This window comes from Streptomyces sp. DH37, from assembly GCF_029813835.1.
Classification (GTDB): Bacteria; Actinomycetota; Actinomycetes; order Streptomycetales; family Streptomycetaceae; genus Streptomyces.
Genome location: NZ_JARVKV010000087.1, coordinates 1 through 25,140, shown reverse-complemented (window position 1 = coordinate 25,140; position 25,140 = coordinate 1). Strand labels below are relative to the sequence as shown.

Annotated in this window: 25 protein-coding genes and 1 pseudogene; 15 read left to right on the top strand and 11 right to left on the bottom strand. The window is 74.3% G+C overall.

Features of this window, described 5'->3' with window-relative positions; translation table 11 throughout:
- Positions 1-52: 52 nt before the first annotated feature.
- The 4 genes and pseudogenes from QC029_RS28265 to QC029_RS28250 all read right to left on the bottom strand — a co-directional run.
- Positions 53-430 (bottom strand): RNA polymerase-binding protein RbpA, encoded by a 378-nt coding sequence (locus tag QC029_RS28265; protein WP_093656502.1) that lies wholly within the window; start codon positions 428-430, stop codon positions 53-55.
- A 264-nt stretch (positions 431-694) separates the two neighbouring features.
- Positions 695-2,104 (bottom strand): MFS transporter, encoded by a 1,410-nt coding sequence (locus QC029_RS28260; RefSeq protein ID WP_279558666.1) that lies wholly within the window; start codon positions 2,102-2,104, stop codon positions 695-697.
- A gap of 81 nt (positions 2,105-2,185) precedes the next feature.
- Positions 2,186-2,980, bottom strand: coding sequence for a glycerophosphodiester phosphodiesterase (locus QC029_RS28255; RefSeq protein ID WP_279558665.1), 795 nt, complete (start codon positions 2,978-2,980; stop codon positions 2,186-2,188).
- A 209-nt stretch (positions 2,981-3,189) separates the two neighbouring features.
- Positions 3,190-3,687, bottom strand: a pseudogene (locus tag QC029_RS28250) (YitT family protein); the annotation flags it as partial.
- 287 nt (positions 3,688-3,974) lie between these two features.
- On the opposite strand from QC029_RS28250, the gene QC029_RS28245 reads away from it, so the two are divergent.
- Positions 3,975-5,486: a PLP-dependent aminotransferase family protein gene (locus QC029_RS28245; protein ID WP_279558664.1), complete on the top strand. Its 1,512-nt coding sequence runs from the start codon at positions 3,975-3,977 to the stop codon at positions 5,484-5,486.
- 91 nt (positions 5,487-5,577) lie between these two features.
- Here QC029_RS28245 and QC029_RS28240 read toward each other — a convergent pair whose 3' ends face one another.
- Positions 5,578-7,122 carry a hypothetical protein gene (locus QC029_RS28240; RefSeq protein WP_279558670.1) on the bottom strand — a complete coding sequence of 515 codons (1,545 nt, stop codon included), beginning with the start codon at positions 7,120-7,122 and terminating at the stop codon, positions 5,578-5,580.
- A 198-nt stretch (positions 7,123-7,320) separates the two neighbouring features.
- Complete coding sequence (locus QC029_RS28235) at positions 7,321-7,515, bottom strand: hypothetical protein (RefSeq protein WP_093656496.1); 195 nt, start codon at positions 7,513-7,515, stop codon at positions 7,321-7,323.
- A 243-nt stretch (positions 7,516-7,758) separates the two neighbouring features.
- Between QC029_RS28235 and QC029_RS28230 the strand changes: the two genes are divergently transcribed.
- Both QC029_RS28230 and QC029_RS28225 read left to right on the top strand, forming a co-directional pair.
- The gene (locus tag QC029_RS28230; RefSeq protein WP_279558663.1) at positions 7,759-8,589 is read left to right on the top strand and encodes a hypothetical protein; all 831 of its coding nucleotides are present in this window, start codon (positions 7,759-7,761) and stop codon (positions 8,587-8,589) included.
- A 54-nt stretch (positions 8,590-8,643) separates the two neighbouring features.
- Entirely contained in the window at positions 8,644-9,234 is a 591-nt protein-coding gene (locus tag QC029_RS28225; RefSeq protein WP_336621618.1) for a DinB family protein, read from the top strand.
- Positions 9,235-9,315: 81 nt separating this feature from the next.
- On the opposite strand, the gene QC029_RS28220 is transcribed toward QC029_RS28225, so the two are convergent.
- From QC029_RS28220 to QC029_RS28210, 3 genes are all read right to left on the bottom strand, one after another.
- Complete coding sequence (locus QC029_RS28220; RefSeq protein WP_279558662.1) at positions 9,316-10,527, bottom strand: FAD-dependent oxidoreductase; 1,212 nt, start codon at positions 10,525-10,527, stop codon at positions 9,316-9,318.
- Between the two features lie 145 nt (positions 10,528-10,672).
- Complete coding sequence (locus QC029_RS28215; protein WP_279558661.1) at positions 10,673-11,266, bottom strand: TetR family transcriptional regulator; 594 nt, start codon at positions 11,264-11,266, stop codon at positions 10,673-10,675.
- 118 nt (positions 11,267-11,384) lie between these two features.
- The gene (locus tag QC029_RS28210) at positions 11,385-11,594 is read right to left on the bottom strand and encodes a DUF2277 domain-containing protein (RefSeq protein ID WP_279558660.1); all 210 of its coding nucleotides are present in this window, start codon (positions 11,592-11,594) and stop codon (positions 11,385-11,387) included.
- Between the two features lie 228 nt (positions 11,595-11,822).
- On the opposite strand from QC029_RS28210, the gene QC029_RS28205 reads away from it, so the two are divergent.
- Both QC029_RS28205 and QC029_RS28200 read left to right on the top strand, forming a co-directional pair.
- Complete coding sequence (locus QC029_RS28205) at positions 11,823-13,013, top strand: MFS transporter (protein WP_279558668.1); 1,191 nt, start codon at positions 11,823-11,825, stop codon at positions 13,011-13,013.
- 71 nt (positions 13,014-13,084) lie between these two features.
- A complete protein-coding gene (locus tag QC029_RS28200) occupies positions 13,085-14,140 on the top strand; it encodes a glucose 1-dehydrogenase (protein WP_279558659.1) in 1,056 nt (351 codons plus the stop codon).
- 117 nt (positions 14,141-14,257) lie between these two features.
- Here the strand turns inward: QC029_RS28200 and QC029_RS28195 are convergent, their stop codons facing one another.
- A complete protein-coding gene (locus QC029_RS28195) occupies positions 14,258-16,075 on the bottom strand; it encodes a glycoside hydrolase family 15 protein (protein ID WP_279558658.1) in 1,818 nt (605 codons plus the stop codon).
- 217 nt (positions 16,076-16,292) lie between these two features.
- Between QC029_RS28195 and QC029_RS28190 the strand changes: the two genes are divergently transcribed.
- The 8 genes from QC029_RS28190 (at position 16,293) to QC029_RS28155 (ending at position 22,186) form a co-directional block, all read left to right on the top strand.
- Complete coding sequence (locus tag QC029_RS28190) at positions 16,293-17,123, top strand: PRC and DUF2382 domain-containing protein (protein ID WP_279558657.1); 831 nt, start codon at positions 16,293-16,295, stop codon at positions 17,121-17,123.
- Between the two features lie 213 nt (positions 17,124-17,336).
- Positions 17,337-18,065: a hypothetical protein gene (locus tag QC029_RS28185; protein ID WP_279558656.1), complete on the top strand. Its 729-nt coding sequence runs from the start codon at positions 17,337-17,339 to the stop codon at positions 18,063-18,065.
- Position 18,066: 1 nt separating this feature from the next.
- Positions 18,067-18,501 carry a phage holin family protein gene (locus QC029_RS28180; protein ID WP_279558655.1) on the top strand — a complete coding sequence of 145 codons (435 nt, stop codon included), beginning with the start codon at positions 18,067-18,069 and terminating at the stop codon, positions 18,499-18,501.
- Positions 18,477-19,106, top strand: coding sequence for a DUF3618 domain-containing protein (locus QC029_RS28175; protein WP_279558654.1), 630 nt, complete (start codon positions 18,477-18,479; stop codon positions 19,104-19,106). The genes QC029_RS28180 and QC029_RS28175 overlap by 25 nt, the downstream gene beginning before the upstream one ends.
- A gap of 74 nt (positions 19,107-19,180) precedes the next feature.
- Positions 19,181-20,173: a YihY/virulence factor BrkB family protein gene (locus QC029_RS28170; protein WP_279558653.1), complete on the top strand. Its 993-nt coding sequence runs from the start codon at positions 19,181-19,183 to the stop codon at positions 20,171-20,173.
- Between the two features lie 293 nt (positions 20,174-20,466).
- Positions 20,467-20,820: a phage holin family protein gene (locus QC029_RS28165; protein WP_279558652.1), complete on the top strand. Its 354-nt coding sequence runs from the start codon at positions 20,467-20,469 to the stop codon at positions 20,818-20,820.
- A gap of 116 nt (positions 20,821-20,936) precedes the next feature.
- Positions 20,937-21,131: a hypothetical protein gene (locus tag QC029_RS28160; protein WP_279558651.1), complete on the top strand. Its 195-nt coding sequence runs from the start codon at positions 20,937-20,939 to the stop codon at positions 21,129-21,131.
- 293 nt (positions 21,132-21,424) lie between these two features.
- Positions 21,425-22,186, top strand: a complete 762-nt coding sequence (locus QC029_RS28155) for a DedA family protein (RefSeq protein ID WP_279558650.1) — start codon at positions 21,425-21,427, stop codon at positions 22,184-22,186.
- A 90-nt stretch (positions 22,187-22,276) separates the two neighbouring features.
- On the opposite strand, the gene QC029_RS28150 is transcribed toward QC029_RS28155, so the two are convergent.
- The gene (locus QC029_RS28150; protein WP_279558649.1) at positions 22,277-23,110 is read right to left on the bottom strand and encodes an SAM-dependent methyltransferase; all 834 of its coding nucleotides are present in this window, start codon (positions 23,108-23,110) and stop codon (positions 22,277-22,279) included.
- A gap of 321 nt (positions 23,111-23,431) precedes the next feature.
- Here QC029_RS28150 and QC029_RS28145 point away from each other — a divergent pair, with 321 nt between their 5' ends.
- On the top strand, positions 23,432-24,307 hold the full coding sequence (locus tag QC029_RS28145; protein ID WP_279558667.1) for an RNA polymerase sigma factor SigF: 876 nt from the start codon (positions 23,432-23,434) through the stop codon (positions 24,305-24,307).
- Between the two features lie 220 nt (positions 24,308-24,527).
- Positions 24,528-25,091, top strand: coding sequence for a hemerythrin domain-containing protein (locus QC029_RS28140; RefSeq protein ID WP_279558648.1), 564 nt, complete (start codon positions 24,528-24,530; stop codon positions 25,089-25,091).
- The last annotated feature ends 49 nt before the right edge of the window (positions 25,092-25,140 follow it).

The window sequence follows — 25,140 nt, the reverse complement described above, 5'->3', positions numbered from 1 at the left end:
CCGGTGGCCGGACCCTCGCGCCTCCGTCCTCGTGTGCGCCGCGCCGCCGCCGTCAGGCGGACTTGCGCTTGCTGTCCCGCGGGTGCACCGCGATGTTCATGGTCCCGGAGCGCAGGACCGCCAGCCTCTCGGCCAGCACCTCCTCCAGCTCCTCGCGGGTGCGCCGCTCCATGAGCATGTCCCAGTGCGTCCGCGCGGGCTTGCCCTTCTTCTCCTCAGGCCCCTCGCCGTTCACCAGGAGGGCCTGGGCTCCGCATACCTTGCACTCCCACTCCGGCGGAATCTCGGCCTCAACCGAGAACGGCATCTCGAAGCGATGACCGTTCTGGCATGCGTACTCCACGGCCTGGCGCGGTGCCAGGTCGATACCGCGGTCGGTCTCGTAGCTGGTCACCACGAGTCGCGTGCCGCGCAGAGCTCGCTCACTCATGAATCGTGCCTCCCGGGCTTGTCGCCCACAGGACAGGTGTCGCTGTCGTCGTCATCCGGTCAACGTCCGGTCGGCGGTGAAGATTCCCGATCTGGGACATGCGTCGCCCGTCGTGCCGCTGCCTCGTCGAATATGCGGTACCCGCAGCTGCCCGCTTTGTCACATCCGGCAGGGACGCAACGTAACGTTCGCCTATCTTTGGCATGCAGTAACGGTCCATCCGACGAGTTGCAGGCGTACACTACCCGCCCTTCGCCCGATGGCCTAAATCCGATCCGGCGCCGCGGCACCCACCGCCGCCACCGCTCGTCTGACCGGTACCCGCAGCAGCAGGAAGAAACCCAGGACGAAGAAGACGACCAGCGAGATGATCGCGTCCCGGTAGCTGCCGGTGAGCTGGTAGGTCAGCCCGAACACCAGCGGACCCAGCCAGCTCGTGCCGCGGTCGCTCACCTCGTACAGCGAGAAGTACTCCGCCTCCCTGCCCGGCGGCACCAGCTGCGCGTACAGCGACCGCGACAGCGCCTGCGTGCCGCCCAGCACCATCCCGATCGCCGCGGCCAGCACGTAGAACCACACGGGCTCCCCGGCGGGGAGCACGTATCCGGCCCCCACCGTCGCCGTCCAGGCCACCAGCGAGCCCAGGATCGTGCGCTTGGCGCCGTAGCGCACCGCCAGCCGCCCCAGCAGCAGCGCCCCCGCCACCGCCAGGACCTGCACCAGCAGGATCGCGCCGATCAGGGTCGTCTGGTCCATCCCCAGTTCCCGGGAGCCGAAGACCGAGGCCTGGGTGATCACCGTCTGCACGCCGTCGTTGTAGAGGAGGTAGGCCAGCAGGAACATCAGGGTCAGCGGGTAGCGCCGCAGGTCGCGCAGCGTTCCGGCCAGTTGCCGCCAGCCGCCGCGCAGGGACATCCCCCCGCCGCCGGCCGCGCCGGCGTGGGCGCCGGGCCGCTCGCGCAGCCGCCGCAGCGGGATGATCGCGAAGACCGCCCACCACAGGCCCGCCGACGCCAGGCAGATCCGTACCGCCGTGCCCTCGTCCACGCCCAGCGACTCGTGCCCGAGGAAGAACGCCAGATTGGCCGCCAGGACCAGGGAGCCGGAGGCGTAGCCGAAGGCCCAGCCGCGGGAGGAGACCGCGTCCCGCTCCGCGGGGGTGGCGATCTGCGGCAGGAAGGAGTTGTAGACCACCACGGCCGTGGCGTAGGAGACGTTGGCCACCACCAGCAGCGCGCCGCCCAGCAGGTAGCGGTCGCCCTCCAGGAAGAACATCCCCGTGGTGGCCGCGGCCCCCAGGTAGGCGAACACGCCCATGATCGGCTTCTTGCGGCCCGACCGGTCGGCGATCGCCCCGGCCAGCGGCATCACCAGCACCGACAGCAGCACCGAGAGGGAGACGGCGTAGGCGAAGTACGAGCCCGCGCGGACCGGTATGCCCAGGGGGTGGACGTAGCCGGCGCCGTCCGCCGCGGCCTCGGCGACCGAGGTCAGGTACGGGCCGAGGAAGACGGTGAGCACGCTGGTGGAGAAGACGGAGACCGCCCAGTCGTAGAAGTACCAGCCGCGCTGCTCGCGGCGCCGCTCGGCGGCCCCGGCGAAGCCGCCCGCGCCGTCCCCGGCCCCCGTGTTCTCCCCGGTGTCCCCGGCCCCCGCAGCGGTCTCGGTGCCCACCCGCGCCCCCTCGTCCTTCCGTACGCAGGCGGTCGCGGGCGGGCGGACCGGGCCGTCCGGCGGCTCCGGCCGCGTCGGACGTCAGACCCAGGCCCCCCGCTCGGCCAGCACCGTGCGCAGTGTCTCGATGTGATCGGTCATGATGCCATCCACGCCCAGATCCAGCAGCGCCCTCATCCGTTCCGGATCGTTGACCGTCCACACGTGCACCTGGAGGCCCCTGTGGTGGGCGTGGCGCACGAACGCCCGGTCCACCACCGGTATCCCGCCGTGCCGCACCGGGACCTGCGCGCACAGCGCGTCGCGACTGACCGCGCCCGGCAGGCGGTACGAGCGCAGCCGCAGTCCCAGGACGCCGCGCGTGCCCAGCGAGGTGGCCAGCCGCGGGCCCGCCAGGCGCCGGGCCCGGGCCACCCGGGACTCGTCGAAGGCCCCCACGCACACCCGGTCCCAGGCGCCGGCGGAGTCCAGGACCTCCAGCAGCGGGGCCAGGGCGGCGTCCGCCTTGACGTCGATGTTCCAGCGGGCGTGGGGGAAGGCCCGCAGCAGGTCGGTGAAGAGCGGCACCGGCTCGCGGCCGCCCACCCGGGCCCGCCGTACCTCCGACCAGGGCAGGGAGGCGATCGCCCCGCCGCCGTCGGTCACCCGGTCCAGCGTGGCGTCGTGGAAGGCGACCAGCCTCCCGTCCGCCGTGGCGTGCACGTCGGTCTCCAGGTAGCGGTAGCCCAGCCCCACCGCCCGTGCGAAGGCGCCGTGGGTGTTCTCGGGGGCCGCCCCTCCTTCGGCCGCCCCGCCCCGGTGGGCGAAGGCCAGGGGGGCGGGGTGGTCGAAGAAGGGGTGGGCGGGACGCGGGGCGGAAGGGGCCGATGCCGTCATGGACGCAGTATGGCGCGCAGCCGCCCGCGCCCTCCGGGGCGGTCCGCCGCGCTGTCCGCCGCGCTGCTTTCCGCGCTGTCCTCCGTACCGCCTTCCGTACCGCTTTCCGCGCCGCCCCCGCCATGGTGGCCGCCGCCATGGCCGCCGTCGCGGCCGCTGCCATGGCCGTCGTCGCGGCCGTCGTCCGTCCGGGCGGGGGCGGGCGCCCCGAAGACCCTCAGGAAGAACTGGGAGAGCGGACCGATCGCCAGGGCGTAGAGCACCGTGCCCACGCCCACCGTGCCGCCCAGCAGGAAGCCGGTGGCCAGGGCGACCAGCTCGATGCCCGTCCGCACCAGGCGCACCGAACGCCTGGTGACCCGGTGCAGACCGGTCATCAGGCCGTCGCGCGGCCCCGGCCCGAAACGCGCGGTGATGTACAGGCCGGTCGCGACCCCGTTCAGCACGACCGCGGCCAGCAGCAGCGGCGCCCGCACCGCGAGCGCGTCCGGCTCCGGCAGCGCGGCCAGGGTGCCGTCCATCGCCAGGCCCACCACGATCACGTTGGAGACGGTTCCCAGACCGGGCCGCTCCCGCAGCGGTATCCACAGCAGCAGCACGGCCGCGCCGGTGATGATCACCACGGTGCCGATGGTCAGTCCGGAGTGCCCGGAGACGCCCTGGTGGAAGACGTCCCACGGGCCGAGGCCGAGGTCCGCGCGCACCATCAGCGCCAGGCTGGCGCCGTAGAGCACCAGGCCCGCGTAGAGCCGTACGAGGCGGCGGACGAGGCCGGCGGAGCCGCCGGAACTCCCGGAGCCCTCCGGATCCCCCGGTTCCCCGGAATGAGCGGAACCGCCGGAACCCCTGGAACCACCGGAACCGCTGGAATCGCTGGAACCCCTGAAAACGGACAACGGACCGTCCTTTCTGGCGCGGTGGACTGATGCGTGACACTCTGTGGCATGCAAGCGGTCCGCAACCATGGCCAATTCCAAGAAGGTGGACTCAACTGATGGCTCAGTGGACTTCGGCGGTCGGGGCGCCTCAGCTCGCCCGCCTCCTGGCCTCCCACCGCGTCGAGGCCGCCGGCGCCCGGCGGATGCCCGCCTACCGCGCCCTCGCCGACGGCGTGCGCCTGCTGGTGCTGGAAGGCCGTGTCCCCGTCGCCGCCCGGCTGCCCGCCGAGCGCGAGCTGGCCGCCGCCCTGTCCGTCAGCCGCACCACCGTGGCCGCCGCCTACGAGGCGCTGCGCGCCGACGGCTTCCTGGCGTCGCGGCGCGGCGCGGGGAGCTGGACGGCCCTGCCCGCCGGCAACCCCCTGCCGTCGGGCGGGCTGCTGCCCCTGCCGCCGGACGCCGCCGGGACCATGATCGACCTGGGTTGCGCCGCCCTCCCCGCCCCCGAGCCCTGGCTCACCCGGGCCTTCCAGGGCGCCCTGGCCGATCTGCCGCCCTACGCCCACACCCACGGCGACTACCCGGCGGGGCTGCCCGTCCTGCGCCAGGCGCTGGCCGACCGCTACACCGCCCGCGGCGTCCCGACGATGCCCGAGCAGATCATGATCACCACCGGCGCCATGGGCGCGGTGGCCGCCATCCGCGGTCTGTTCGTGCCGCGCGGCGAGCGCGTCGCCGTCGAGCACCCCTCGTACGCCAATGTCCTGCAACTGCTGCGCGAGGCGGGCGCCCGGCTGGTGCCCGTCGCGATGGGGGAGGGGCTCACCGGCTGGGACCTGCCCGCCTGGCGCCGTGTGCTGCGCGACGCCGCGCCGCGGATGGCGTACGTCATCGCCGACTTCCACAACCCCACCGGCGCGCTGGCCGGCGAGGAGCAGCGCCGCGAGCTGGTGGCCGCCGCCCGCGCCGCGGGCGCCGTGCTGGTGGTGGACGAGACCATGTCCGGCCTCGACCTCGACGCCCCGTCCGGGGAGCCGATGCCGCGGCCGGTGGCGGCGTTCGACTCCGGCGGCTCGACCGTCGTCACCGTCGGCTCGGCCAGCAAGGCCATCTGGGCGGGGCTGCGCATCGGCTGGATCCGGGCCGCCCCCGAGACCATCCGCAGCCTGATCGCCGCCCGCGTCTACGCCGACCTCGGCAGCCCCGTGCTGGAGCAGCTCGCCGTCGCCTGGCTGCTGGCGGAGGGCGCCGGGGGGAGCGGCTGGGACCTGGCCATGGCCGTCCACCGCGAGCGGGCCCGGGAGAACCGCGACGCCCTCGTCGAGGCCGTCCGACAGCACCTGCCCGACTGGGAGTTCACCGTCCCGCGCGGCGGCCTCACCCTGTGGGTGCGCACCGGCGACCTGTCCGGCTCGCGGGTCGCCGAGGCGGGGGAGCGGCTGGGGGTGCGCGTCCCCTCCGGGCCGCGCTTCGGCGTGGACGGCGCCTTCGAGGGCTACGTGCGGCTGCCGTTCACGGTCTCCGGCCCCGTCGCCGGGGAGGCCGCGGCCCGGCTGGCCGCGGCCGCGCGGCTGGTCGCCGACGGGCGGAGCGCCGAGACCGACACCCCGCGCAGCTTCGTCGCCTGAGGAGCGGCCCGAGCGGTGGCCCGAGGGGCGGCCCGAGCCGTCGTCCGGGCCGCCGCGCGAGTCCGGCACCCCGCCGCCCGGGCGCGGGGCGTCAGCGGACCGGCCGCCGGCCCGCCGCGGCCACCGGCTCCGGCAGCAGCTCCAGGACCGCCCGCCGCTGCGACTCGGCCGACTCCTCGTCGTACGGGTCCGGGGCGGCGGGCACTTGGAGGCGGTGCACCGGACCCGAGCCCAGCCGGGCGTAACCGCGCCCCGGCGGCACATCCGGCGGCGGCGTGGTGGCCGGCGCCTCGCCGAGCACCGCCCGCACCTCCTGCGGTGTCGCCGCGCCGAGCACCACCCGTGCCCGGGTGTACGCGCGGACGGCCTCGGAGAGGCTGCCGGCGCCCTCGAACTGGTCGGCCAGCGCCACGGTGACCCGCACCGCGCGCCCGTACCGCAGGGGGACCTGGAGCAGGTCCTGCGGGTCGCGCTGCCCCTCGGAGCGCGCCAGGTGGCTGAGCACCGAGGGCCGGTCGACCAGCACCCACAGCGGGCGGCAGATCTCCTCCGGCACGTCCCGGCCGGTCTGCCGGGCGCGGTTGGCGGCCAGCAGCCTGCGCTCGGTCTCCCGCACCACCCACTCCAGCGACGACAGCGCGCCGGCCAGCGTGGACTCCACCGCCAGCACCCTGCCGCGCCCCGCCAGGCACGCGTACTCGCCGGCGCCGCCGCCGTCCACGACCAAGACCTCGCCCTGGCGCAGGGACTGGAGGGCGACCGACCGCAGCAGCGTGGTCGTCCCCGAGCCCGGGTGGCCCAGCGCCAGCAGGTGCGGCTCGGTGGAGCGCGGACCCGTGCGCCACACCACCGGGGGCACGTCCAGCCGCTCGCCGCCGTCCTCGACCACCGGCACCGTGCGCTGGACGGTGTGGAGGTCGGTGAAGCCCAGCACGGTCTCGCCCGGCGCGGTGACGAAGCGCTGCGCGCAGATGCCGGTGGGCAGCGGGGCCAGCGCGGTCAGGGTCAGCTCGCCCAGCTCCTCGTCCCAGGCGAAGTGGTACTCCCGGCCCCGTCCCGCCTTGGCGCACAGCAGCCCCTGGAGGCGCGCCCGGGCCTCCGGGTCGCCGTCCCCGAAGTGCGGCGGGTAGCGCAGCCGCAGCCGGGCCAGCCGCCCCTCAGCGGTGAACGCGAAGTCGGTGAACGCCCGCCGCCAGTCGCCGTCGTGGGCGTACAGGGGCTGTGGACGGGGGTCGCCGGGGAGGGAGAGGTGCGGCACCAGCGCCTCGTAGAGGGTCTGCAACCGCGCGCGCTCGGCCTCGCCCGGCCCGCCGTCGGCGGCGTCCGAGGCCCGGTCGCGGCCCTGCCAGACCACGGCGCCCGCCAGCGCGACCGCCCCCAGCAGCGGCCCGTACGGGGTCAGCCACAGCGCCAGCAGGCAGGCGGTCACCGCGAACAGCACCGGGCCCCGCCGCTCCCGGGGCGTCCGCGCCCACCGGCGCCGCACCGCCGAGGCGAGACGGCCCAGGCCGCGGGCGGCCACGACCACGGGGTGCAGCACGCCGAGGGCGTGGTCCGCCGTCGTCCGCAGCAGGTCCCGTCCGCGTGCCGGCGGGGCGGCGGCGTCCGGTGCGGGGTGGGGGTGGGAAGCGTGCAGCGGGGTGAGTGCCGGGGGGAGGGGCCGCCAGGCCACGCCGATTCTCCTGCCGTCCGGAGCCCTGGGGCTCGAAGGTCCTGCGGGTCGTGGGAGGTCGCGGGGGGTCGTGGGAGGTCGTGAGGGAGGCCGGTTCCCCGGGGTCCGGGAGCGCCGGGGAGACCCGGAGAGACCCGGAGAGATCGGAGGGGCCCGGAGGGGTTAGAAGGGGATGTTCCCGATGAGGTTGGCGAGGGTCGCGCCGCCCGCCTGGATGCCGGGGGCGATCGCCGACCCCGCCAGGTAGAACCCGAAGAGGGCGCACACGATGGCGTGGGAGAGCTTGAGGTTGTCCTTGCGGAAGAACAGGAAGACGATCACTCCGAACAGCAGGACACCGGAGATCGACAGCACCATGGGTCAACTCCCTGTGTGGCGATGGGTTTGTCACCGTGTGTCCATCAAGCTTCACAGAGGGTCGAGTGGGCCGAAAGCGGCGGAAGAGTGATTTAGCACATTTCCGCTGCTCTGCCCAAGGACGCCCGGGGACGCCCGGACGCGGTCGTGCGCGGGCGCGCCGGAGCGCGGACCGCCGGCGTCCGGCCGCGGAAGCGGCGACGGGTAGCTTCTCGGATGCCGACACACGACAGGGACGGAACCATGCACCGCAAACCCGCACTGCTCTACGTCACGGACCTCGCCTACGAGGCCCGGGGCCGCCGCTACGGCGACGAGGACGTCCACCTCTCGGGCCGTCTGCGCGAGGACTTCCGGATCGCGCTCTGCCACCCGCGCGACACCGTGGCGCTGATGGACGCCTTCGACGCGGTCGTCGTGCGCAACAGCGGCCCGGTCCTGCACCACCGGGCCGAGTGGGACGACTTCCGCGCCCGGGCGCTGGAGCGGGGGACGCGGGTCTTCAACGAGCTGTCGGGCCGGGCCGACATGGTCGGGAAGCGGTACCTGACCGAGCTGAGCGCGGCGGGGGAGCCGGTCATCCCCACCGTGGACCGCCGCGAGGACCTGGACCGGCTGCCGCCGGCGGCCGAGTACGTCGTCAAGCCCGAGCTCGGCGCGGACTCCATCGGCCTGGAGGTCGTCCCCGCGGACCGGCTCGCCGGGCTCGCCCTCGACATCGACGCGGGCCTGCTGGTCCAGCCGAGGATCGACTTCCGCCACGAGGTGTCGTTCTACTTCGTCGACCGCGCCTTCCAGTACGCCCTGTACGCCCCCGACCCCGCGCGGCGCTGGGAGCTGGAGCCGTACCGCCCCACGGCGGACGACCTGGCCTTCGCCCGGCGGTTCGTGGAGTGGAACGCCATCGACCACGGCATCCAGCGCGTGGACGCCTGCCGCACGGCGGAGGGGGACCTGCTGCTCGTGGAGCTGGAGGACCTCAACCCCTACCTGTCGCTGGAGAGGGTGGACGCCGGGACCAGGGACGCGTTCGTCGCCGCGATGACCGCCTCGCTGCACGCGCTGCTGGCCTGACGGCCGCCCCGGCTCCGCACCCCCCGGGGGGCGTACGACGGCTAGGGTCGCCGCATGACGGACACCGCGGACCTTGCGAACCCCACGGACCCTGCGAACCCCGCGAGCACCGCAGACGCCACGGGCGCCGACGGCACGGCGGGCACGGCGGAGGGGCCGCGCGGCGACGTGCGGCCCCCGGGGCTCGAAGCCGACGAACGGACCACCCTGCTGGCCTTCCTCGACTACCTGCGGGAGGCGGTCGCGGCCAAGGCCGCCGGCGTGCCGGACGAGGCGGCCCGCGCGGCGGGGGTGCCGTCCGGCACGAGCCTGCTGGGGCTGGTCAGGCATCTGACGGCGACCGAGCACAACTGGTTCGTCTGGGCGTACGCGGGCGAGGGGGACGATCCCCTGGACGACGGCGCGCCGCCCGCGCCCGGCGAGACGGCCGAGGAGCTCCTCCGCGCCTACCGGGAGGCCGCCGGGCGCTCGAACGCCGTCGTCGCGGCCTGCGACCGGCTGGACCGGCCGGGAGCCCGGTCGCTGCGCGAGACCCCGCCGCCGACGATGCGCTGGGTCCTGGTGCACATGATCGAGGAGACCGCCCGGCACGCGGGCCACGCCGACATCCTGCGCGAGCGCATCGACGGCTCCACGGGCCGGTAGCCCGCGCCGCCCCACCGGGGAACGGACGGCGTTCCGGCCGGCCGGGGCCCGGTGCGCGGGGGCGGTCCGCCGGGGTCCGCCTCAGCGGCGGAGCCCGGCCAGTTCGGCGGCGAGGCGGGTGCGCCAGGCGGGGACGTGGCCCAGCAGGCGCAGCAGCGCGTCGCGGCCGGCGCGGGCGGGCAGGGAGCGGACGGTGGCGGCCCGGGTGAGCCGGTCGGTGAAGGCGATGACGCGCTCGGCGGCCGGGCGGCGCTCCCGTTCGTAGGCGTCCAGCCGGACCTCCGGGTCCGCGTCCCGGAGGAGGACGTCGGCCAGCGCCCGCCCCAGGGAGCAGGCGTCTTGGATGCCGATGTTCATGCCCTGGCCCCCGGCGGGGCTGTGGACGTGGGCGGCGTCGCCGGCCAGCAGGACCCTCCCGGACCGGTAGCGGTCGGCGATCCGGTGGTGGACATGGAAGCGCGAACTCCACATCAGCTCGCCGATCCGCCACTGCCCGCCCGCGCGCTCGTCCAGCACCCGCTGCACGAACGCGGCGTCCGGCTCCGGGGGCGCCTCGCGCACGGCGGCCACGACGCGGAAGACGTCCCCGGGCAGGGGCGCGACCACGATCGGCCCGTCCGGGCCGAGCAGCATGGACACCTCCTCGCGGACGGGCCGCCGGTCCATCGCCACGTCCGCCAGCGCGAAGGACTGGGCGTACCGGCCGCCCCGGTAGCCGATGCCGGACGCCTCGCGGACGGTGCTGCGCATCCCGTCGGCGCCGACGACGTACGCCGCCCGCACCGTCTCCGTCCCCCGGGGGCCGTCCACCGTGACGACCGCCTCGCCGGGCCCCTGCCCGACGCCGGTCACCGTGTACGGGCGGCGTGCCGCGGCGGCGGCGCCCCCGAGGGCGCGCACGCGCTCCAGCAGCACGGCCTCGGTCTCGTACTGCGGGATCATCAGCGCGTACGGGTACGGGGTCGGCAGGCCCTCGAACGTCACGGTCGCCAGCCGGCGCCGCCCCCGGCGGACGCCGAACCGGGTCAGCCGCAGACCGCGCTCGACCAGCGGGGCGGCGGCCCCCACCGGCTCCAGCACCTCCAGGGTGCGGGCGTGGACGACGCCCGCGCGCGAGGTGTTGGCGCCCTCCGGCTGCCGGTCCAGCAGCAGGAGGTCCACGCCCTCGGCGGCCAGCCGGGCGGCCAGGGCCAGGCCGGTGGGCCCGGCGCCGACGATGACGACGTCCGTGCGGTGCGGGAGCGCGGGGGCGGCGGGAACGGCGGGGTCGGGGGATGGGGCGGGTCCGCTCATGGGGCAGCACCTCTTCCGTCTGATGCCAACGTGCGTTGGCCAACGCCTGATGACAGGATGGCGCGCGGGGCGGCGTCGAGTCAACAGGTGTTGGCCAACGAGCGTTGGCGGATCGGAGCGGTCCGGACCCGGGGGCGGTCCGGGTCTAGGGCGACTCCGCCGTCAGATAGCGCTGCACCGTCGGAGCCAGCCAGGCGACGACCTCCGCGCGCGACATCCCCACCGCGGGCGGGAGGCGCAGCACGTACCGGCTCACCGCCATCCCCAGGATCTGCGACGCCGCCAGCGCCGCGCGGACGCCCGCCTGGGCCGGATCGGGGCAGACCGCCGCCGCCACCGGTCCCACCTGCCCCTGGAAGACCGCCCGCATCCGCTCGGCGCCCGCGGCGTTGGTGACGCCGACGCGCAGCAGCGCGGTCAGCGCCTCGTCCTCCTCCCAGCGCTCCAGGAAGTGCCCGACCAGCACGGCCCCGACCTCCCCGCGGGGTACGGCGGCCGGATCGGGCAGGCGCAGGTCGAACTCGCTGGCGGCGGCGAAGAGCCCCTCCTTGTTGCCGTAGTAGCGCATCACCATCGAGGGGTCGATCCCCGCGTCCCGGGCGATGGCGCGGATGGTGGCGCGGTCGTAGCCGTCGGCGGCGAAGCGCTCCCGGGCCGCCTCCAGGATGGCGGCCCGGGTGGCGTCGGAGCGGCGGGGGCGGCGGGGGCGGCGGCCGGAGGCGGTGTCGGTCGGCTGCATGGCGACGAGTCTAGGCCGACGGCCGCCGGCGGCCCCCGCCCCGCGGAGGCGGTCGGACGGTGGTCGGGAAGGGGTCAGGAGGAGGCCCGGAAGGGGGCAGGAGGAGGCCGGGAAGGGGTCAGGAGGGGGTGGGGGACTGCCGGTCCGGGCCGCCCCGGCCGCGCACCTCCAGATCGCCCAGCAGCTCCCGCGTCGCCTCGGCCACCGCCTCGACGGCCCGCTCGAACGCGGCGCGGTTGTGGGCGGCGGGGGTCCTGAAGCCCGAGACCTTGCGGACGTACTGCAGGGCGGCGGCGCGGATGTCCTCGTCGCCGACCTCGGGCGCCATGGGCGGTCGGAGTGTCCTGATGCTGCGGCACATGCCCCCAGTGTGGCGCGGACCGGGCGGACGCGGAGGGCGTTCGGCCGGCCCGGGGCGGTGGAGGCGGTGGGGCCGGCGGTACGGAGGCGGTGCGCGAACCCCTGGCGGGCGGCGCCCGGAAGACCGTAGGCTGCGGACATGGCCCGACGACATTGACCCCCGCCGAACCCCTCCCGCCGACGTCTCGCGCGTGGGCTGTACGCCTACGCCTTCCTCGACGAGTTCGTCCTGCTGTACCCGGTCTACGCGGTGCTGTTCGCCGACACCGGGCTGTCCGGTGCGGAGATCTCCTCGCTGTTCGTCATCTGGTCCGTCACCTCGTTCGTGCTCGAGGTGCCCTCCGGGGTCTGGGCGGACACCTTCTCCCGCAGGCGGCTGCTGACGCTCGCCTCCCTGCCGGGCGCCGCGGGCTTCGCCCTGTGGACGTACCTGCCCTCCTACCCCTCGTTCGCCGTCGGCTTCGTGCTCTGGGGCACCGGCAACGCCCTGGCCTCGGGAGCCCTGGAGGCGCTCGTCCACGAGGAGTCGGCGCGCGCGGGCGCGGCCGGCGACTACGAGCGGCTGATGGGCCGTTCACGGGCGCTGCGCACCACGGCGGTCGTCCTGGCCACGGCCCTGGCCGCGCCCGTCCTCGCGGCGGGCGGCTACGAGGCGCTGGGAGCCGCCAGCGTGGCCGCGTGCCTGCTGGCGGCGCTGGCGGCGCGGTCGCTGCCGGAGACCCGGCGGCCCGCCGGGGACCGGTGCGGGGAGGAGGACGAGGGGCCCCCCGGCGGGGTGCTGCGCGCGGGGCTGGCGGAGGTGCGCCGGGAACCGGCCGTCCGCCGCGCCCTGCTCCTGGCGGCGGTGCTGACGGGGACCACGGCGCTGGACGAGTACGTCCCCCTGCTCGCCGCCTCGACGGGGGTCGGGGAGTCCTCCGTGCCCCTGCTGGTGCTGCTGGTCAGCGCGGGGGCCGCGGCGGGCGGCTGGTGCGCCGGGCGCGGCACCCGCCGGCTCGCGCCCGTGCTGGCCGCCGGTGCGTGCTGCCTGGCGGCGGGAGCGGCGGGCGGCCACCCGGCGGGGATGGTGCTCGTCGCCGCGGCCTTCGGCGTCTTCGAGTGGGCCCTGGTCGCGGCCGACGCCCGGCTCCAGGAACGCGTCCGGGACCGGTCCAGGGCGACGGTCACCTCGATCGCGGGTTTCGGCTCGGAGGTGGTGTCCGTGCTGGTCTTCGCCGGCTACGCGCTGGGGTCGGCCCGGCTGGAGCCGGGACCGCTGCTCGCGCTGGCCGCCGTTCCGTACCTGGCCGTGGCCCTGGCCCTCGCCCTGGTCCCGGCGGCGCGGCGCGGCGGGCGGCGGCGCGGCGGAGGGGAGCGCGGTGGCCGGAAGGAGCCCGGGGCGCGGTGAGGGGCGCGTGTCCGCCCGTACCGGGGGTACCAGCGAGAAGCACCGAACCCCGCCCGACGTATGGAGTGGATGTGCAGGCGCTGACCGTGGCCCCCGACCGGAAGAACTCCCTGCGGCTCGACACCCTCCCCGACCCCGTGCCGGGAGACGGGGAGCTGCTGGTGGACGGCCTCGCGGTCGGTGTGTGCGGCACCGACCTCGAGATCCTGTCGGGAGGCCACGGAGCCCCGCCGCCGGACCGGGACCGCCTGGTGATCGGCCACGAGTCCCTGGGCCGGGTGCGCCAGGCGCCGCCCGACAGCGGCTGGGTGCCCGGCGACCTGGTGGTCGGCGTCGTCCGCCGCCCCGACCCCGTGCCGTGCGGGGCCTGCGCCCACGGCTACTTCGACATGTGCCGCAACGGGCTGTTCACCGAGCGCGGCATCAAGGGGCTCGACGGGTACGCCTCGACCTCCTGGACCGTCGAGGCCGACTACGCCGTACGCCTCGACCCGGGCCTGGAGCACGTCGGGGTGCTGATGGAGCCCACCACCGTGGTGGCCAAGGCGTGGGACCAGGTGGAGCGCGTCGGCGCCCGGTCCTGGTTCGCCCCGCACTCGGTGCTCGTCACGGGGGCCGGGCCGATCGGGCTGCTCGCCGCGCTGCTCGGGCACCAGCGCGGCCTGGAGGTCCACGTGCTGGACCGGGTGGAGAGCGGCCCCAAGCCCGACCTGGTGCGGCGGCTGGGGGCCGAGTACCACTGCGCGGACGCCGAGCGGGTCATGGAGCGGGTGCGGCCGGACGTGGTGATCGAGGCGACCGGCGCCGCGCCGGTGGTCTTCGGGGTGATGTCGGCCATGGACCCCTACGGCGTGCTGTGCCTGACGGGGCTGTCGTCCGCCGGGCGCACGCTGCAGGTGGACGCCGGGTACCTCAACCGCGAGCTGGTGCTGGACAACTCCGTGGTGGTCGGTTCGGTCAACGCCAACCGGCAGCACTACGCCGCCGCCGCCGCGGCCCTCGCCGAGGCGGACCGGGGCTGGCTCGACGCGCTGATCACCCGCCGGGTGCCCCTGGAGTCCTTCGCGGACGCCTTCGAGAGGCAGCCGGACGACGTCAAGACGGTCGTCGAACTCACCCGGCACTGACCCGCCACCGGTCCGGCACCCACACGGTACCGACCCGTCACCGACCCGGTACCGGTCAGGCACCGGTCCGGGCCGGATCGCCGCCGGACCGGCCGGGGTGCCCGGGACGCCCGGGGGTCAGGAGCGTCCGGTGGCGGAGCGGCGCTGGGCCGGGCCCCGGCCCCCGGCCAGGTTCTGCGCGGTGTCGATCAGGGGGATGTGGGAGAGGGCCTGGGGGAAGTTGCCGACCAGCCGCCGGTGCCCGGTGTCGTACTCCTCCGAGAGCAGGCCCAGGTCGTTGCGGAGCCCCAGCAGCCGCTCGAACAGCTCCCGCCCCTCCCGCGTGCGGCCCTGGAGGATGTAGTTGTCGGCCAGCCAGAAGGTGCAGGGCAGGAAGGCCGCCTCGCCCTCGGGCAGGCCGTCCACGGCCCTGGTGTGGCGGCTCATCGTGTAGCGCTGGACGAGGCCGTCCCGGAGCAGTTCCCGCTCGATCGCGGCCACGGTGCCCCTCATCCGGGGGTCGTCCGCGGGCAGGAAGCCCACGGACGGGATGAGCAGCAGCGAGGCGTCCAGCTCCGCGGAGCCGTAGTACTGGGTGAAGGTCTCGCGTTCGGCGTCGTAGCCGTACGAGCAGACCTCCCGGAAGACCTCCCGCCGCAGGCGCCCCCACCGGTCGGCGGGTCCGTCCAGGCCGAAGCACTCCACCGCCTTGACCGCCCGGTCGGCGGCCACCCAGGCCATCACCTTGGAGTGGGTGAAGTCCCGGCGCGGGCCGCGCACCTCCCAGATGCCGTGGTCGGGGTCGCGCCAGTGGGACTCCAGGAAGTCCATCAGCACCCGCTGGACCCGCCAGGCGTCCGGGTCCGGCGGCACCCCCCGCGCCCTGGCCTGGTGCAGGGCGTCCATCAGCTCCCCGTGGACGTCCAGCTGGTGCTGCCCGGAGGCGGCGTTGCCGACGCGCACGGGGCGGGAGTGCTCGTATCCGGGCAGCCAGTCCAGTTCCGCCTCGGGCAGCAGGCGCTCGCCCTCGACGCCGTACATGATCTGCATCCGCCGCGGGTCGCCGGCCAGCGCGCGCAGCAGCCAGTCCCGCCAGGCCACCGCCTCCTGCTCGTACCCGGCGTCCAGCAGCGACAGCAGGGTGAAGGTGGCGTCGCGCAGCCAGCAGTAGCGGTAGTCCCAGTTGCGCACCCCGCCCAGGTGCTCGGGCAGGGAGGTGGTGGGGGCGGCCACGATGCCGCCGCTGGGGGAGTAGCTGAGCGCCTTGAGCGTGACCAGGGAGCGCACCACCGCCTCGCGGTACTCGCCGGAGTACGTGCAGCGGTCGGCCCACTCCTGCCACCACCGCTCGGTGGCGGCCACGGTCCGCGCCAGCTCCGCCGTCCCGAGGAGGTCCGGCTCCCCGTGGCGCAGCCCTCTCCAGGTCAGCCGGAAGCCCACCCGATCGCCCTCGCCGACGGTGAAGTCCGCCGTGCAGTCGCCGTGGTCCACGGTGAAGTCCGCGCCGGAGTCGAAGGTGACCACGTCCGGCCCCGCGTAGGCGCGCAGCCGGCGCCCCTCGGGGCGCAGCCACGCCGGGGTGAGGCCGTAGTCGAAGCGCAGGCGCATCAGGGAGCGCATCCGCACCCGCCCCTCCAGGCCCTCGACGACGCGCACCACGGAGGGGTGGTCGCCGTCGACGGGCATGCAGTCGGTCACCCGGGCCCGGCCCTCGGCGCCGGCGTACTCCGTCTCCAGCACCGCGCTGTCGCCCCGGTAGCGGCGGGCCGTCGGCCGGGCCCGGTCGCTGGGGGCGAGCAGCCACCGGCCGTGCTCGGGACGGCCCAGCAGCGCGGCGAAGCACGCGTCGGAGTCGAACCGGGGCAGGCACAGCCAGTCCACCGAGCCGTCGTAGCCCACCAGTGCCGCGGTGCGGGTGTCGCCCAGCAGGGCGTAGTCCTCGAGCCGGAGCGGCACGCGGCGTCTCCCTTCGGGCCCGGTCGGTCGCGAGTCGATCGGAGTACCCAGCGTTTCCCCCGTTACACGGGCGGACACGGGGGCGGGCCGGTCCTCGGTGCGAGAAAAGGTGAATAGTGAATTTCCGCCCTATTTATCCCTCTGGTCGGTTTCCTGGGCCTTTCGGGTGGTTACCCGCAGCTCGGGACCCAGAGGAACCGTCAACGAGGAGAGCCGCATGATCACCAGGGAGCAGATACCCGAGGTGCTGGACCACCAGGTCTACGACGCGGAGGGCAAGAAGATCGGAGAGGCGGGTCACGTCTTCCTCGACGACGTCACGGGCCAGCCGGAGTGGGCCAGTGTCCGCACCGGGCTCTTCGGTACGCACGAGACCTTCGTGCCGATCCACGACGCGACCGTGGTGGAGGACCACCTGGAGGTGCCGTACTCCAAGGACCAGGTCAAGGACGCCCCCCACGTCGACGTGGACCAGGGCGGTCACCTGTCCGAGGAGGAGGAGCAGCGCCTGTACCAGTACTACGGCATCGACTGGGGCGCGTACGGGCAGCAGGAGGGCCGGACCGAGACCGGTACCGGCACCGCGACGACGGGCCGGACCGAGACCGGTGCCGGGACGACGGGCCGGGCCGGGGCGGGTGCGGGCATCCGCGGCCGGGACCGCGACGACGCGATGACGCGCTCCGAGGAGGAGATGCGCGTCGGTGTCGAGCGCCACGAGGCCGGCAAGGCCCGGCTGCGCAAGTACGTGGTCACCGAGAACGTCCAGAAGACGGTGCCCGTGCGGCGCGAGGAGGTCCGCGTCGAGCGTGAGCCCATCACCGAGGAGAACGTCGACGAGGCCATGCGCGGCCCGGAGATCACCGAGGGCGAGTACGAGGTGACCCTCCACGAGGAGCGCCCGGTGGTCGAGACCGAGGTCCACCCGGTGGAGCGGGTGCGCCTGACGACCGACGAGCACACCGACGAGGAGATCGTCGAGGGGCAGGTGCGCAAGGAGCGCATCGAGGAGGAGAGGGGCACCGGCGACAAGAAGCGCCGCCGCTGATCCACCGCCCCTGATCCGCCGCCCCTCACGGCCGAGGGTCCGCCCCGAAGGCGCTTCCGGGCGGACCCTCGGCCGCGTCGCGCCGCGTCCGGCCTGCGGGACAAAAGGAACTTCGTGTGAATGCCGCGCGGAACGTCGGGTACTTCGCCCGTTGTGAGGCGCTAGTCACATATGCCGCAAAAATCAAATTCCGTAGACCAACTGGAGGCACCGGTGAGTGAATCTCCGAACACGGGCAACAGCCCGGCGCAGCAGACAGGCCAAGCGGCGAAGCAGGAGACCCGAGCCACGGCCGACCGGGCGAAGGAAGCCGCGGGCACCGTGGCCGGCAGCGCCAGGGAGCAGGCGCGCAACGTGACGGGCGAGGCCCGAGACCAGGTCGCCGAGGTGGCGAGCCACCTGAAGGAGCGCGCCGCGCAGGAGGCGGACTCGCAGACCAGGAGGACGGCCGACACCATACGCCGGTGGGCCGATGACCTGTCAGGCATGGCGGAGAACACCCGGTCCGACTCCCCGGTGCGGAACCTGGCCTCCCAGGCCGCCGACGGCGGCCGCCGCGCGGCGGACATGCTGGAGGAACGGGGCGTGGGCGGCCTGGTGGAGGGCGTGGAGTCCTTCGCGCGCCGTCGCCCGGGCGCCTTCCTGGCGGGTGCGGCGCTGGCCGGCTTCGCCATCGGGCGCATGGCCAAGGCGGGCACCAAGGCCGCCCAGCACGGTTCGAACGGCTCGGGTCAGGGGCGGCCCCAGGACCAGTCCCAGGGGTACGAGGCGTACCCGCCGCCCCCCACGGGCGCGCCGGTCGTCACGGGGACGGGCGGCGGACAGGTCCGGCAGATGCCGGGCTACGGGGAGCCCCCGTACGGAGGCTACGGCGGCACCGGGAGCTACGGGGCCACCGGCACCTACGGCACGGACGTCCCGCGCCGTCCGGAGGTGGGCTGACATGGCGCACACCGCTCACCGGCCGGACGCCGGCCTGGAGCCCCGGACGGGGACGACGGACGAGGACGCCTCGATCGGCGAACTGCTCTCCGCCGTCACCTCGGACGCCCAGAAGCTGTTCCGGCAGGAGGTCGAACTGGCCAAGGCCGAGATCCGCGAGGAGGCCACCAAGGCGGGCAAGGCGGCCGGCATGTACGGCGCCGCGGGCCTGGCCGGCTACATGACCATCCTGTTCGCCTCGCTGGCCCTCACCTTCGGCCTGGCCAACGTCATGGACTGGGGCTGGGCGGCGCTCATCGTCACCGTCCTGTGGGGCGTGGCCGCCGCCGTGACGTACGTGATGGGCCGCTCGAGGATGAAGCAGGTCCACAAGCCGGAACGCACCGTCCAGACCCTCAAGGAGGACGCCGAATGGGCACGTCACCCGACGAGCTGAGGGCTCAGATCGACACCACCCGGCAGGAGCTGTCGGAGGACGTCGGCAGGCTCGCCGACCACGCCAACCCCCGCCACGCCGTCCGCCGCCGCAAGGAGCGGATGCGCGGCACGATGACCGGAGTACGGGAGCGAGTCATGGGAACCACATCGGACGCCGCGCAGCACACCGCCGACAAGGCCCGCGAGGGCGTCGGGCAGGCCGGCGAGACGGTGAGGTCCGCCCCCCAGCACGCCGCGCGGAAGACCCAGGGCAACCCGCTGGCCGCCGGAGTGATCGCCTTCGGGGCCGGGATGCTGGCGGCCTCGATGCTGCGCAGCTCGCAGAAGGAGGAGCAGGCGATGGGCCAGCTCTCCGAGAAGGCGAGCGGACTGGCCGAGCCCGTCAAGGAGGCGGCCGCGGAGTCGGTGCAGCACCTGAAGGAGGAGGCCGCGCAGTCCGGTCAGCAGGCGGCCCAGCAGGTCAAGGAGACCGCCACGGACGCCGCCCGCACCACCGCCGAGGAGGCCCGCGGGCAGGCGGGGGAGGTCAAGGGCCAGGCCCGGCAGTCCGGGCAGAGCGTGGCCGAGGAGACCCGCCGCCAGAGCCCCGGCTCGGCGCACTGAGACAGAGCCCTCGCGGCGGTCCGCCCCCGTCCATGAGCGGAGGCGGACCGCCCGGGGCCCGGTGAGGTGCCACCATGTCGAAGCACAAGACCCAGCAGCACCAGCGGGACGGTTCCGCCGGACAGGCCCCCGAGGAACCCACCGACCTGCCGAAGAAGTCCTGGAAGGGCGTGCTGAAGCGCACGGCCGCCGAGTTCAAGGACGACAACGTCACCGACTGGGCGGCCGCCCTCACCTACTACGGGATCCTGTCGATCTTCCCCGCCCTCCTCGCGCTGGTGTCGATCCTGGGCGTGATCGGCCGGTCCGCCATCCAGCCCCTGATCGACAACCTCGGGACCATCGCCCCGGGCGCCGCGCGCGACATCCTCGAGAGCATGCTGACGCAGCTCCAGAACAACCAGGGCGCCGCCGGCATCGCGCTGATCGTCGGTCTCGCGCTGGCGATCTGGTCCGCGTCCGGATACGTCGCCGCCTTCATGCGCGCCTCCAACGCCATCTACGACATCGAGGAGGGGCGCCCGATCTGGATGACGCTGCCCGTGCGGGTGGGCGTCACCCTGACCCTGCTGGTGATCCTGGCGCTGAGCTCGATCGCGGTGGTCTTCACCGGCGGCCTCGCGCAGCGCGCCGGCGACGTCATCGGCCTGGGCGACACCTTCCTGACGGTGTGGAGCATCGCCAAGTGGCCGGTGCTGGTCCTGCTCGTCGCCTTCATGATCGCGCTGCTGTACTGGGCCGCGCCCAACGTCAAGCGCCGCTTCCGCTGGGTCAGCCCCGGCAGTCTGATCGCCGTGCTGCTGTGGATCGTGGCGTCGGCCGCCTTCGCCCTCTACGTCGCCAACTTCGGCAACTACAACAAGACCTACGGCAGCCTGGCGGGCGTGATCATCTTCCTGATCTGGCTGTGGATCACCAACATCGTGATCCTGCTGGGCCAGGAGTTCAACGCCGAGATCGAGCGCGGCCGGGCCATCGCGGCCGGCCGGCCGGCGGACGAGGAGCCCTACGTGGAGCCGCGCGACACGCGCAAGTTCTCCGACGACAACCCCAGCGGCCGGGACTAGCCCCGGCCGCCCGGACGGAAGCCCGTCCGCGGCGCCGCTCGGCGAACGTCCGCGCGGGATCCGTACCGCACCCGTACGCCCCGGCGGGAAGTCCGCCGGGGCGTACGGGCGTTCCGGCCCACTCCCGCAGGAGGGGGCGGGCATCGTCCGGTCCGCGGCGGGTACGGGGCATCCGCGGGGGACCGGGAGGCCGGGAGGCGCCGTGCCGGGGAGGGACCGCGCCGGGGGCCCGTCGGACAAGGACCACGACACCGGAACGACACCGGGCGGGGCCCGGAGAGACGAGGGAGACGATGCCGCAGAGCGGGAGCGCGGGCGAGCATCTCGCCGACGCCGTGGAGCAGTTGTCCCGAGAGGCGTCCGAGCTGTTCCACGACCGCTTCCAGGGGTTCGGCGACGGGGTGCGGGCCACCGCGCGGCAGGTGGGCGCGGGCGGGGCGCTGCTGGGCGGCGCCGGGGTGTGCGGACTGCTGGCGGTGGGCGCCGCCCACCGGGCGGCGCTGCGGACGCTGGAGTCCGCCCTGCACCCGGCGCAGGCCGCGGCCGTCCTCTCGCTGGCGTACGCCGCGGGCGCGGGGGCGCTCGCGAGACTGGGCCGCGACCGCCTCAGGGCCGCCGGGCGCGTCTCGGGGGCGCGCCCGGAGTGAACCCGGCCGTGACCGTACGGCACCCCGGGGCACCCTGGGTGAATCAGCCGGAGATGTGAGGGTACGCACCAGATAACCCCGCTCACGGGGGTGGAACCGAGCAGAGGAGGCTCGCTGTGAAGGGTGAACACGACAAGGAAGAGTCCTCCGCACCGCGGCCGACGCAGCTGCGCACCGGCAGCGAGCAGCCGGTGGACCCGGAGGACCTGGTCAGGCTGTCCGGCCGCGAGCCCACGCCGGAGCGGATCGAGAAGGCCCGCAGGGAGCTGGAGGAGCACGGAGCCGCCGCCGTCGAGAGGTACCTCCCTTAAGCCCCCGGGCCCGGACGGCCGCCCGCCGGCCGCGCACGCCGGCCCGCGGCGGCCCTCCCCGGAACCGCGCCACGGCACCGCCCGTCCCCCGGGCGGTGCCGTGGCGCGTTGTCCGGACGGGTGGTCCCGGGCGGCCCGCCGGTTCCGGATTCCGGTGCCTGGAACCGGACGGTCACCGATCGCGTTGTAGGTTGTAGCCGTGGTCGCCACCCGGCGCCACGACGCCCGGGCGACACATGCGCCTACGGCCTCGCCCCAGGCGCATGCAACCGTCCCAGGAGCATGTCTACGTGATGAACCTCGCGCTCGGTCCCGGCTGGCTGGACCCGGACCACCTCATCCAGACCTTCGGTCTGATCGGCATCCTCTGCATCGTCTTCGCCGAGTCCGGTCTGCTCATCGGCTTCTTCCTGCCCGGTGACTCGCTGCTGTTCACCACCGGCCTGCTGGTCGCCACCGACCAGTACCTGCACTATCCGCTGTGGCTGGTCTGCGTCCTGATCGTCATCGCGGCGGTCGTCGGCGACCAGGTCGGCTACCTGTTCGGCCGGAAGGTCGGCCCGGCCCTCTTCAGACGGCCGGACTCGCGGTTCTTCAAGCAGGAGAACCTGGAGAAGGCCCACGCGTTCTTCGAGAAGCACGGGCCCAAGTCCCTGGTGCTGGCCCGCTTCGTGCCGATCGTGCGGACCTTCACGCCGATCATCGCCGGTGTCAGCCGGATGAACTACCGCAGCTTCCTGATCTTCAACATCCTCGGCGGCGTGCTGTGGGGCGCGGGCGTGACGCTGCTGGGCGCGGCGCTGGGACAGATCCAGTTCGTCCGCGACCACATCGACCTGATCCTGGTCGGCATCGTGCTGCTCTCGGTGCTCCCGATCGTCGTCGAGTTCCTGCGCGCCCGGCGCCAGTCGCGCGGTGCGGAGCCCGTCCTCCCGCCGGCCGCGGAGCCCGTCCTCGACGACGCCACCATGCCCCTGCGCGGTGTGGCCGAGGCCGTGGCGGACGCCGCGGCCCCGGAGCGGGGACGCGGCCGGGGCCGCCACGCCAGGCGCTGAGCCCACCGGGCCCCACCGCCCGGACCGCCTACGGGACGGCCGGGGCCACCGTGTCCGGCGGGCACGGCGGCCCCGGCCGTCCCGCGTGCGTCACGCCTTGACGCCGACCCCGCCGTACTCGTCCACCGCCGGGGGGAGGCCCCCGGAGAGCGACGCCCGCGTCGGAGGGGCCTCGGGCCGCCACCGGGAGACCGGCACCACACCGGGCTCCAGCACCTCCAGGCCCCTGAAGTACCCGGCGATCTGCTCGGGGGTGCGGAGCAGGTAGGGCAGCCCGGCCAGCTCGTTGTAGAACCGCTGCGCCCGGTTGAACGTCTCGTTGGTGTCGGTGCCGTCGTTGTGCACCAGGCAGCTGCCCGAGGGCAGGGAGTCCATCAGCCGCCTCACGATCGACCGCGCCTCGTCGTAGTCCTCGATGTGGCCCAGGATGTTCATCAGCATCAGGGCGACGGGCCGGTCGAGGTCCAGGGTCCGGGCGGCCTCGGCGAGGATGGTGTCGGGGCTGCGCAGGTCGGCGTCGATGTAGGCGGTGGCGCCCTCGGGGGTGGAGGACAGCAGGGCGCGGGCATGGGCCAGGACGAGGGGGTCGTTGTCGACGTAGACGATCCTCGCCTCCGGGGCGACCCGCTGGGCGACCTCGTGGGTGTTGTCGGCGGTCGGCAGCCCGGTGCCGATGTCCAGGAACTGGCGGATGCCCACCTCGCCGGCCAGGTGGGTCACGGCGCGGGAGAGGAAGCCCCGCGAGGCGCGGGCGATCTCCACGATCCCGGGGAAGATCTCGCAGTACTGGTCGCCCGCCTCGCGGTCGGCGGTGTAGTTGTCCTTGCCGCCGAGCCAGTAGTTCCAGATCCGCGCCGAGTGGGGAACGCTGCGGTCGATCGCGGACAGCGCCTCCTGGTCGGTGCGGGGTCGGCCGTCGGTCATGGGGCCCTCCTGATCCTGTGCCCTGCGTGATGACGGCCGTACCGGCCGTCACGCACAACCTAGAGCCCCCGTCCTCCGCGGGCCGGTGGTCGCGTCGGCCCGGAGGGAGAACGGGCGGCTCCGGTGATGCGCCCGTTCGCTTGGGACATGCTATTCACAGCTCTACTGTGTGAGAAATAAATCCGTTATGGTGGCGTTTACCCCGGGCGATTAACAGACATCGTGTGTGCATGGGTAAAACCTCACCCGGATGGGCGTGTGAGCTGTTCGGGGCTGGGTACGCGCCGTGCTGCACATGACAGGTCAAAAGAGGAGGGCATGATGCGTAGCCTGAGCCCGGAGGTTCAGCTGACGAGCGGTGACGTCTTGCCGGACCAGGAGCAGGAGACCGCCTCCCCTGAACTGCCGAGAATCGAGGACGCGGGCAAGGTCGCGCCCCGTGACGCCCGGCAGCTGTCGAAGCTCTTCTTCGAGCGCCTGCGGGTGCTGGAGGAGGGGACGCACGAGTACCAGTACGCGCGCAACACCCTGATCGAGCTCAACCTGACGCTCGTCAACTACGTCGCCTCCCGCTTCCGCCACCGCGCGGAGCCCATGGACGACATCGTGCAGGTCGGCACCATCGGTCTGATCAAGGCCATCGACCGGTTCGACCTGAGCCGCGAGGTGGAGTTCACGTCGTTCGCCGTCCCGTACATCGTGGGGGAGATCAAGCGCTTCTTCCGGGACACCAGCTGGGCCGTGCGCGTCCCGCGCCGCCTGCAGGAACTCCGCATCGAGCTGGCCCGGGCGAACGAGGAGCTCGGCCGCCGGCTGGGCCGCTCCGCCACCACCGAGGAGCTGGCGGAGTTCATGAACGTCACGGTCGAGGAGGTCATCGAGGGGCAGGTGGCCAGCAACGGCTACGTCGCCGGCTCCCTGGACCTGCCCGTGGGCGACGAGGGCAAGGACACCCCTCTGGCCGACCAGCTCGGTGACGTCGACCCGGCGCTGGAGAAGGTGGAGAACCTCCACGCCCTCAAGCCGCTGATGGAGCAGCTCGACGAGCGCGACCGGCGCATCCTCCAGATGCGCTTCGGCGGCGACATGACGCAGTCGGAGATCGGAGCCGAGCTCGGGATCTCGCAGATGCACGTCTCCCGTCTGCTGAGCAGGGCGCTGGCCCGTCTGAGGGAAGGCATGCTCAGCCAGAAGTGAGCCGGACGGCCGGCGACCGCCGCCGGCGGTGGCGGTGCGTACGGCGACGCGGGGCCGCGGCCGGAGGGCCAGGCCCCGCGTCGGCATGCCCGGACGCGGAGGGCCCGGCCGGGTGCCGGCGGGTCCGGGGCGTTAGTCGTCCCGGAGCCCGGGCAGACGTTGCAGCGTCCGCCGCTTCCGGCGGACGTACGCGACGGACGGCGGAAGGGAGACACCGGCCATGGGACACGGCGGGGACATCATCCAGGAGCTGAGCACGGACCACCGGGAGGTCGAGGAGCTCTTCGGCAGGATCGAGGCCATGCCGGTGGGGGACGAGCGGCGCAGGGAGTTCGCCGACCAGGCCGTCATGGAGCTGGTGCGGCACTCCGTCGCCGAGGAGCAGTACCTGTACCCGGCGGTGCGTGAACTGCTGCCGGACGGCGACGAGATCGCCGACAGGGAGATCGAGGAGCACTCCGCGGCGGAGCGCACCATGAAGGCGCTGGAGGGCCGCGCCGCCGACGACCCGGAGTTCGACCGGCTCGTCGCCGAGCTGATGACCGAGATCCGCGCCCACATCGCCGACGAGGAGCGGAACCTCTTCCCGCGGCTGCGCCAGGCGGCGACCCAGGAGCAGCTGGACAAGCTGGGCGACAAGGCGCGCACGGCGAAGAAGACGGCCCCGACGCGCCCCCACCCCTCCGCCCCCGACACCCCGCCGGCCAACAAGATCATGGACGCGGGCGCCGGCATGGTCGACCGGCTCCGCGACGCCCTCACCGGCCGGGGCAAGGGCCACTGAGCCCGCCCGGCCCACGTGCGGAGGCCGCCGGTCCCACCCGGGACCGGCG

Bases quoted from the DNA above. Each gene is read 5' to 3' on its own strand.
- QC029_RS28265 (WP_093656502.1), bottom strand. From the start codon at position 430: ATGAGTGAGCGAGCTCTGCGCGGCACGCGACTCGTGGTGACCAGCTAC.
- QC029_RS28255 (WP_279558665.1), bottom strand. From the start codon at position 2,980: ATGACGGCATCGGCCCCTTCCGCCCCGCGTCCCGCCCACCCCTTCTTC.
- QC029_RS28245 (WP_279558664.1), top strand. From the start codon at position 3,975: ATGGCTCAGTGGACTTCGGCGGTCGGGGCGCCTCAGCTCGCCCGCCTC.
- QC029_RS28235 (WP_093656496.1), bottom strand. From the start codon at position 7,515: ATGGTGCTGTCGATCTCCGGTGTCCTGCTGTTCGGAGTGATCGTCTTC.
- QC029_RS28230 (WP_279558663.1), top strand. From the start codon at position 7,759: ATGCACCGCAAACCCGCACTGCTCTACGTCACGGACCTCGCCTACGAG.
- QC029_RS28225 (WP_336621618.1), top strand. From the start codon at position 8,644: ATGACGGACACCGCGGACCTTGCGAACCCCACGGACCCTGCGAACCCC.
- QC029_RS28220 (WP_279558662.1), bottom strand. From the start codon at position 10,527: ATGAGCGGACCCGCCCCATCCCCCGACCCCGCCGTTCCCGCCGCCCCC.
- QC029_RS28215 (WP_279558661.1), bottom strand. From the start codon at position 11,266: ATGCAGCCGACCGACACCGCCTCCGGCCGCCGCCCCCGCCGCCCCCGC.
- QC029_RS28210 (WP_279558660.1), bottom strand. From the start codon at position 11,594: ATGGCGCCCGAGGTCGGCGACGAGGACATCCGCGCCGCCGCCCTGCAG.
- QC029_RS28190 (WP_279558657.1), top strand. From the start codon at position 16,293: ATGATCACCAGGGAGCAGATACCCGAGGTGCTGGACCACCAGGTCTAC.
- QC029_RS28180 (WP_279558655.1), top strand. From the start codon at position 18,067: ATGGCGCACACCGCTCACCGGCCGGACGCCGGCCTGGAGCCCCGGACG.
- QC029_RS28175 (WP_279558654.1), top strand. From the start codon at position 18,477: ATGGGCACGTCACCCGACGAGCTGAGGGCTCAGATCGACACCACCCGG.
- QC029_RS28170 (WP_279558653.1), top strand. From the start codon at position 19,181: ATGTCGAAGCACAAGACCCAGCAGCACCAGCGGGACGGTTCCGCCGGA.
- QC029_RS28165 (WP_279558652.1), top strand. From the start codon at position 20,467: ATGCCGCAGAGCGGGAGCGCGGGCGAGCATCTCGCCGACGCCGTGGAG.
- QC029_RS28155 (WP_279558650.1), top strand. From the start codon at position 21,425: ATGAACCTCGCGCTCGGTCCCGGCTGGCTGGACCCGGACCACCTCATC.
- QC029_RS28150 (WP_279558649.1), bottom strand. From the start codon at position 23,110: ATGACCGACGGCCGACCCCGCACCGACCAGGAGGCGCTGTCCGCGATC.
- QC029_RS28145 (WP_279558667.1), top strand. From the start codon at position 23,432: ATGCGTAGCCTGAGCCCGGAGGTTCAGCTGACGAGCGGTGACGTCTTG.
- QC029_RS28140 (WP_279558648.1), top strand. From the start codon at position 24,528: ATGGGACACGGCGGGGACATCATCCAGGAGCTGAGCACGGACCACCGG.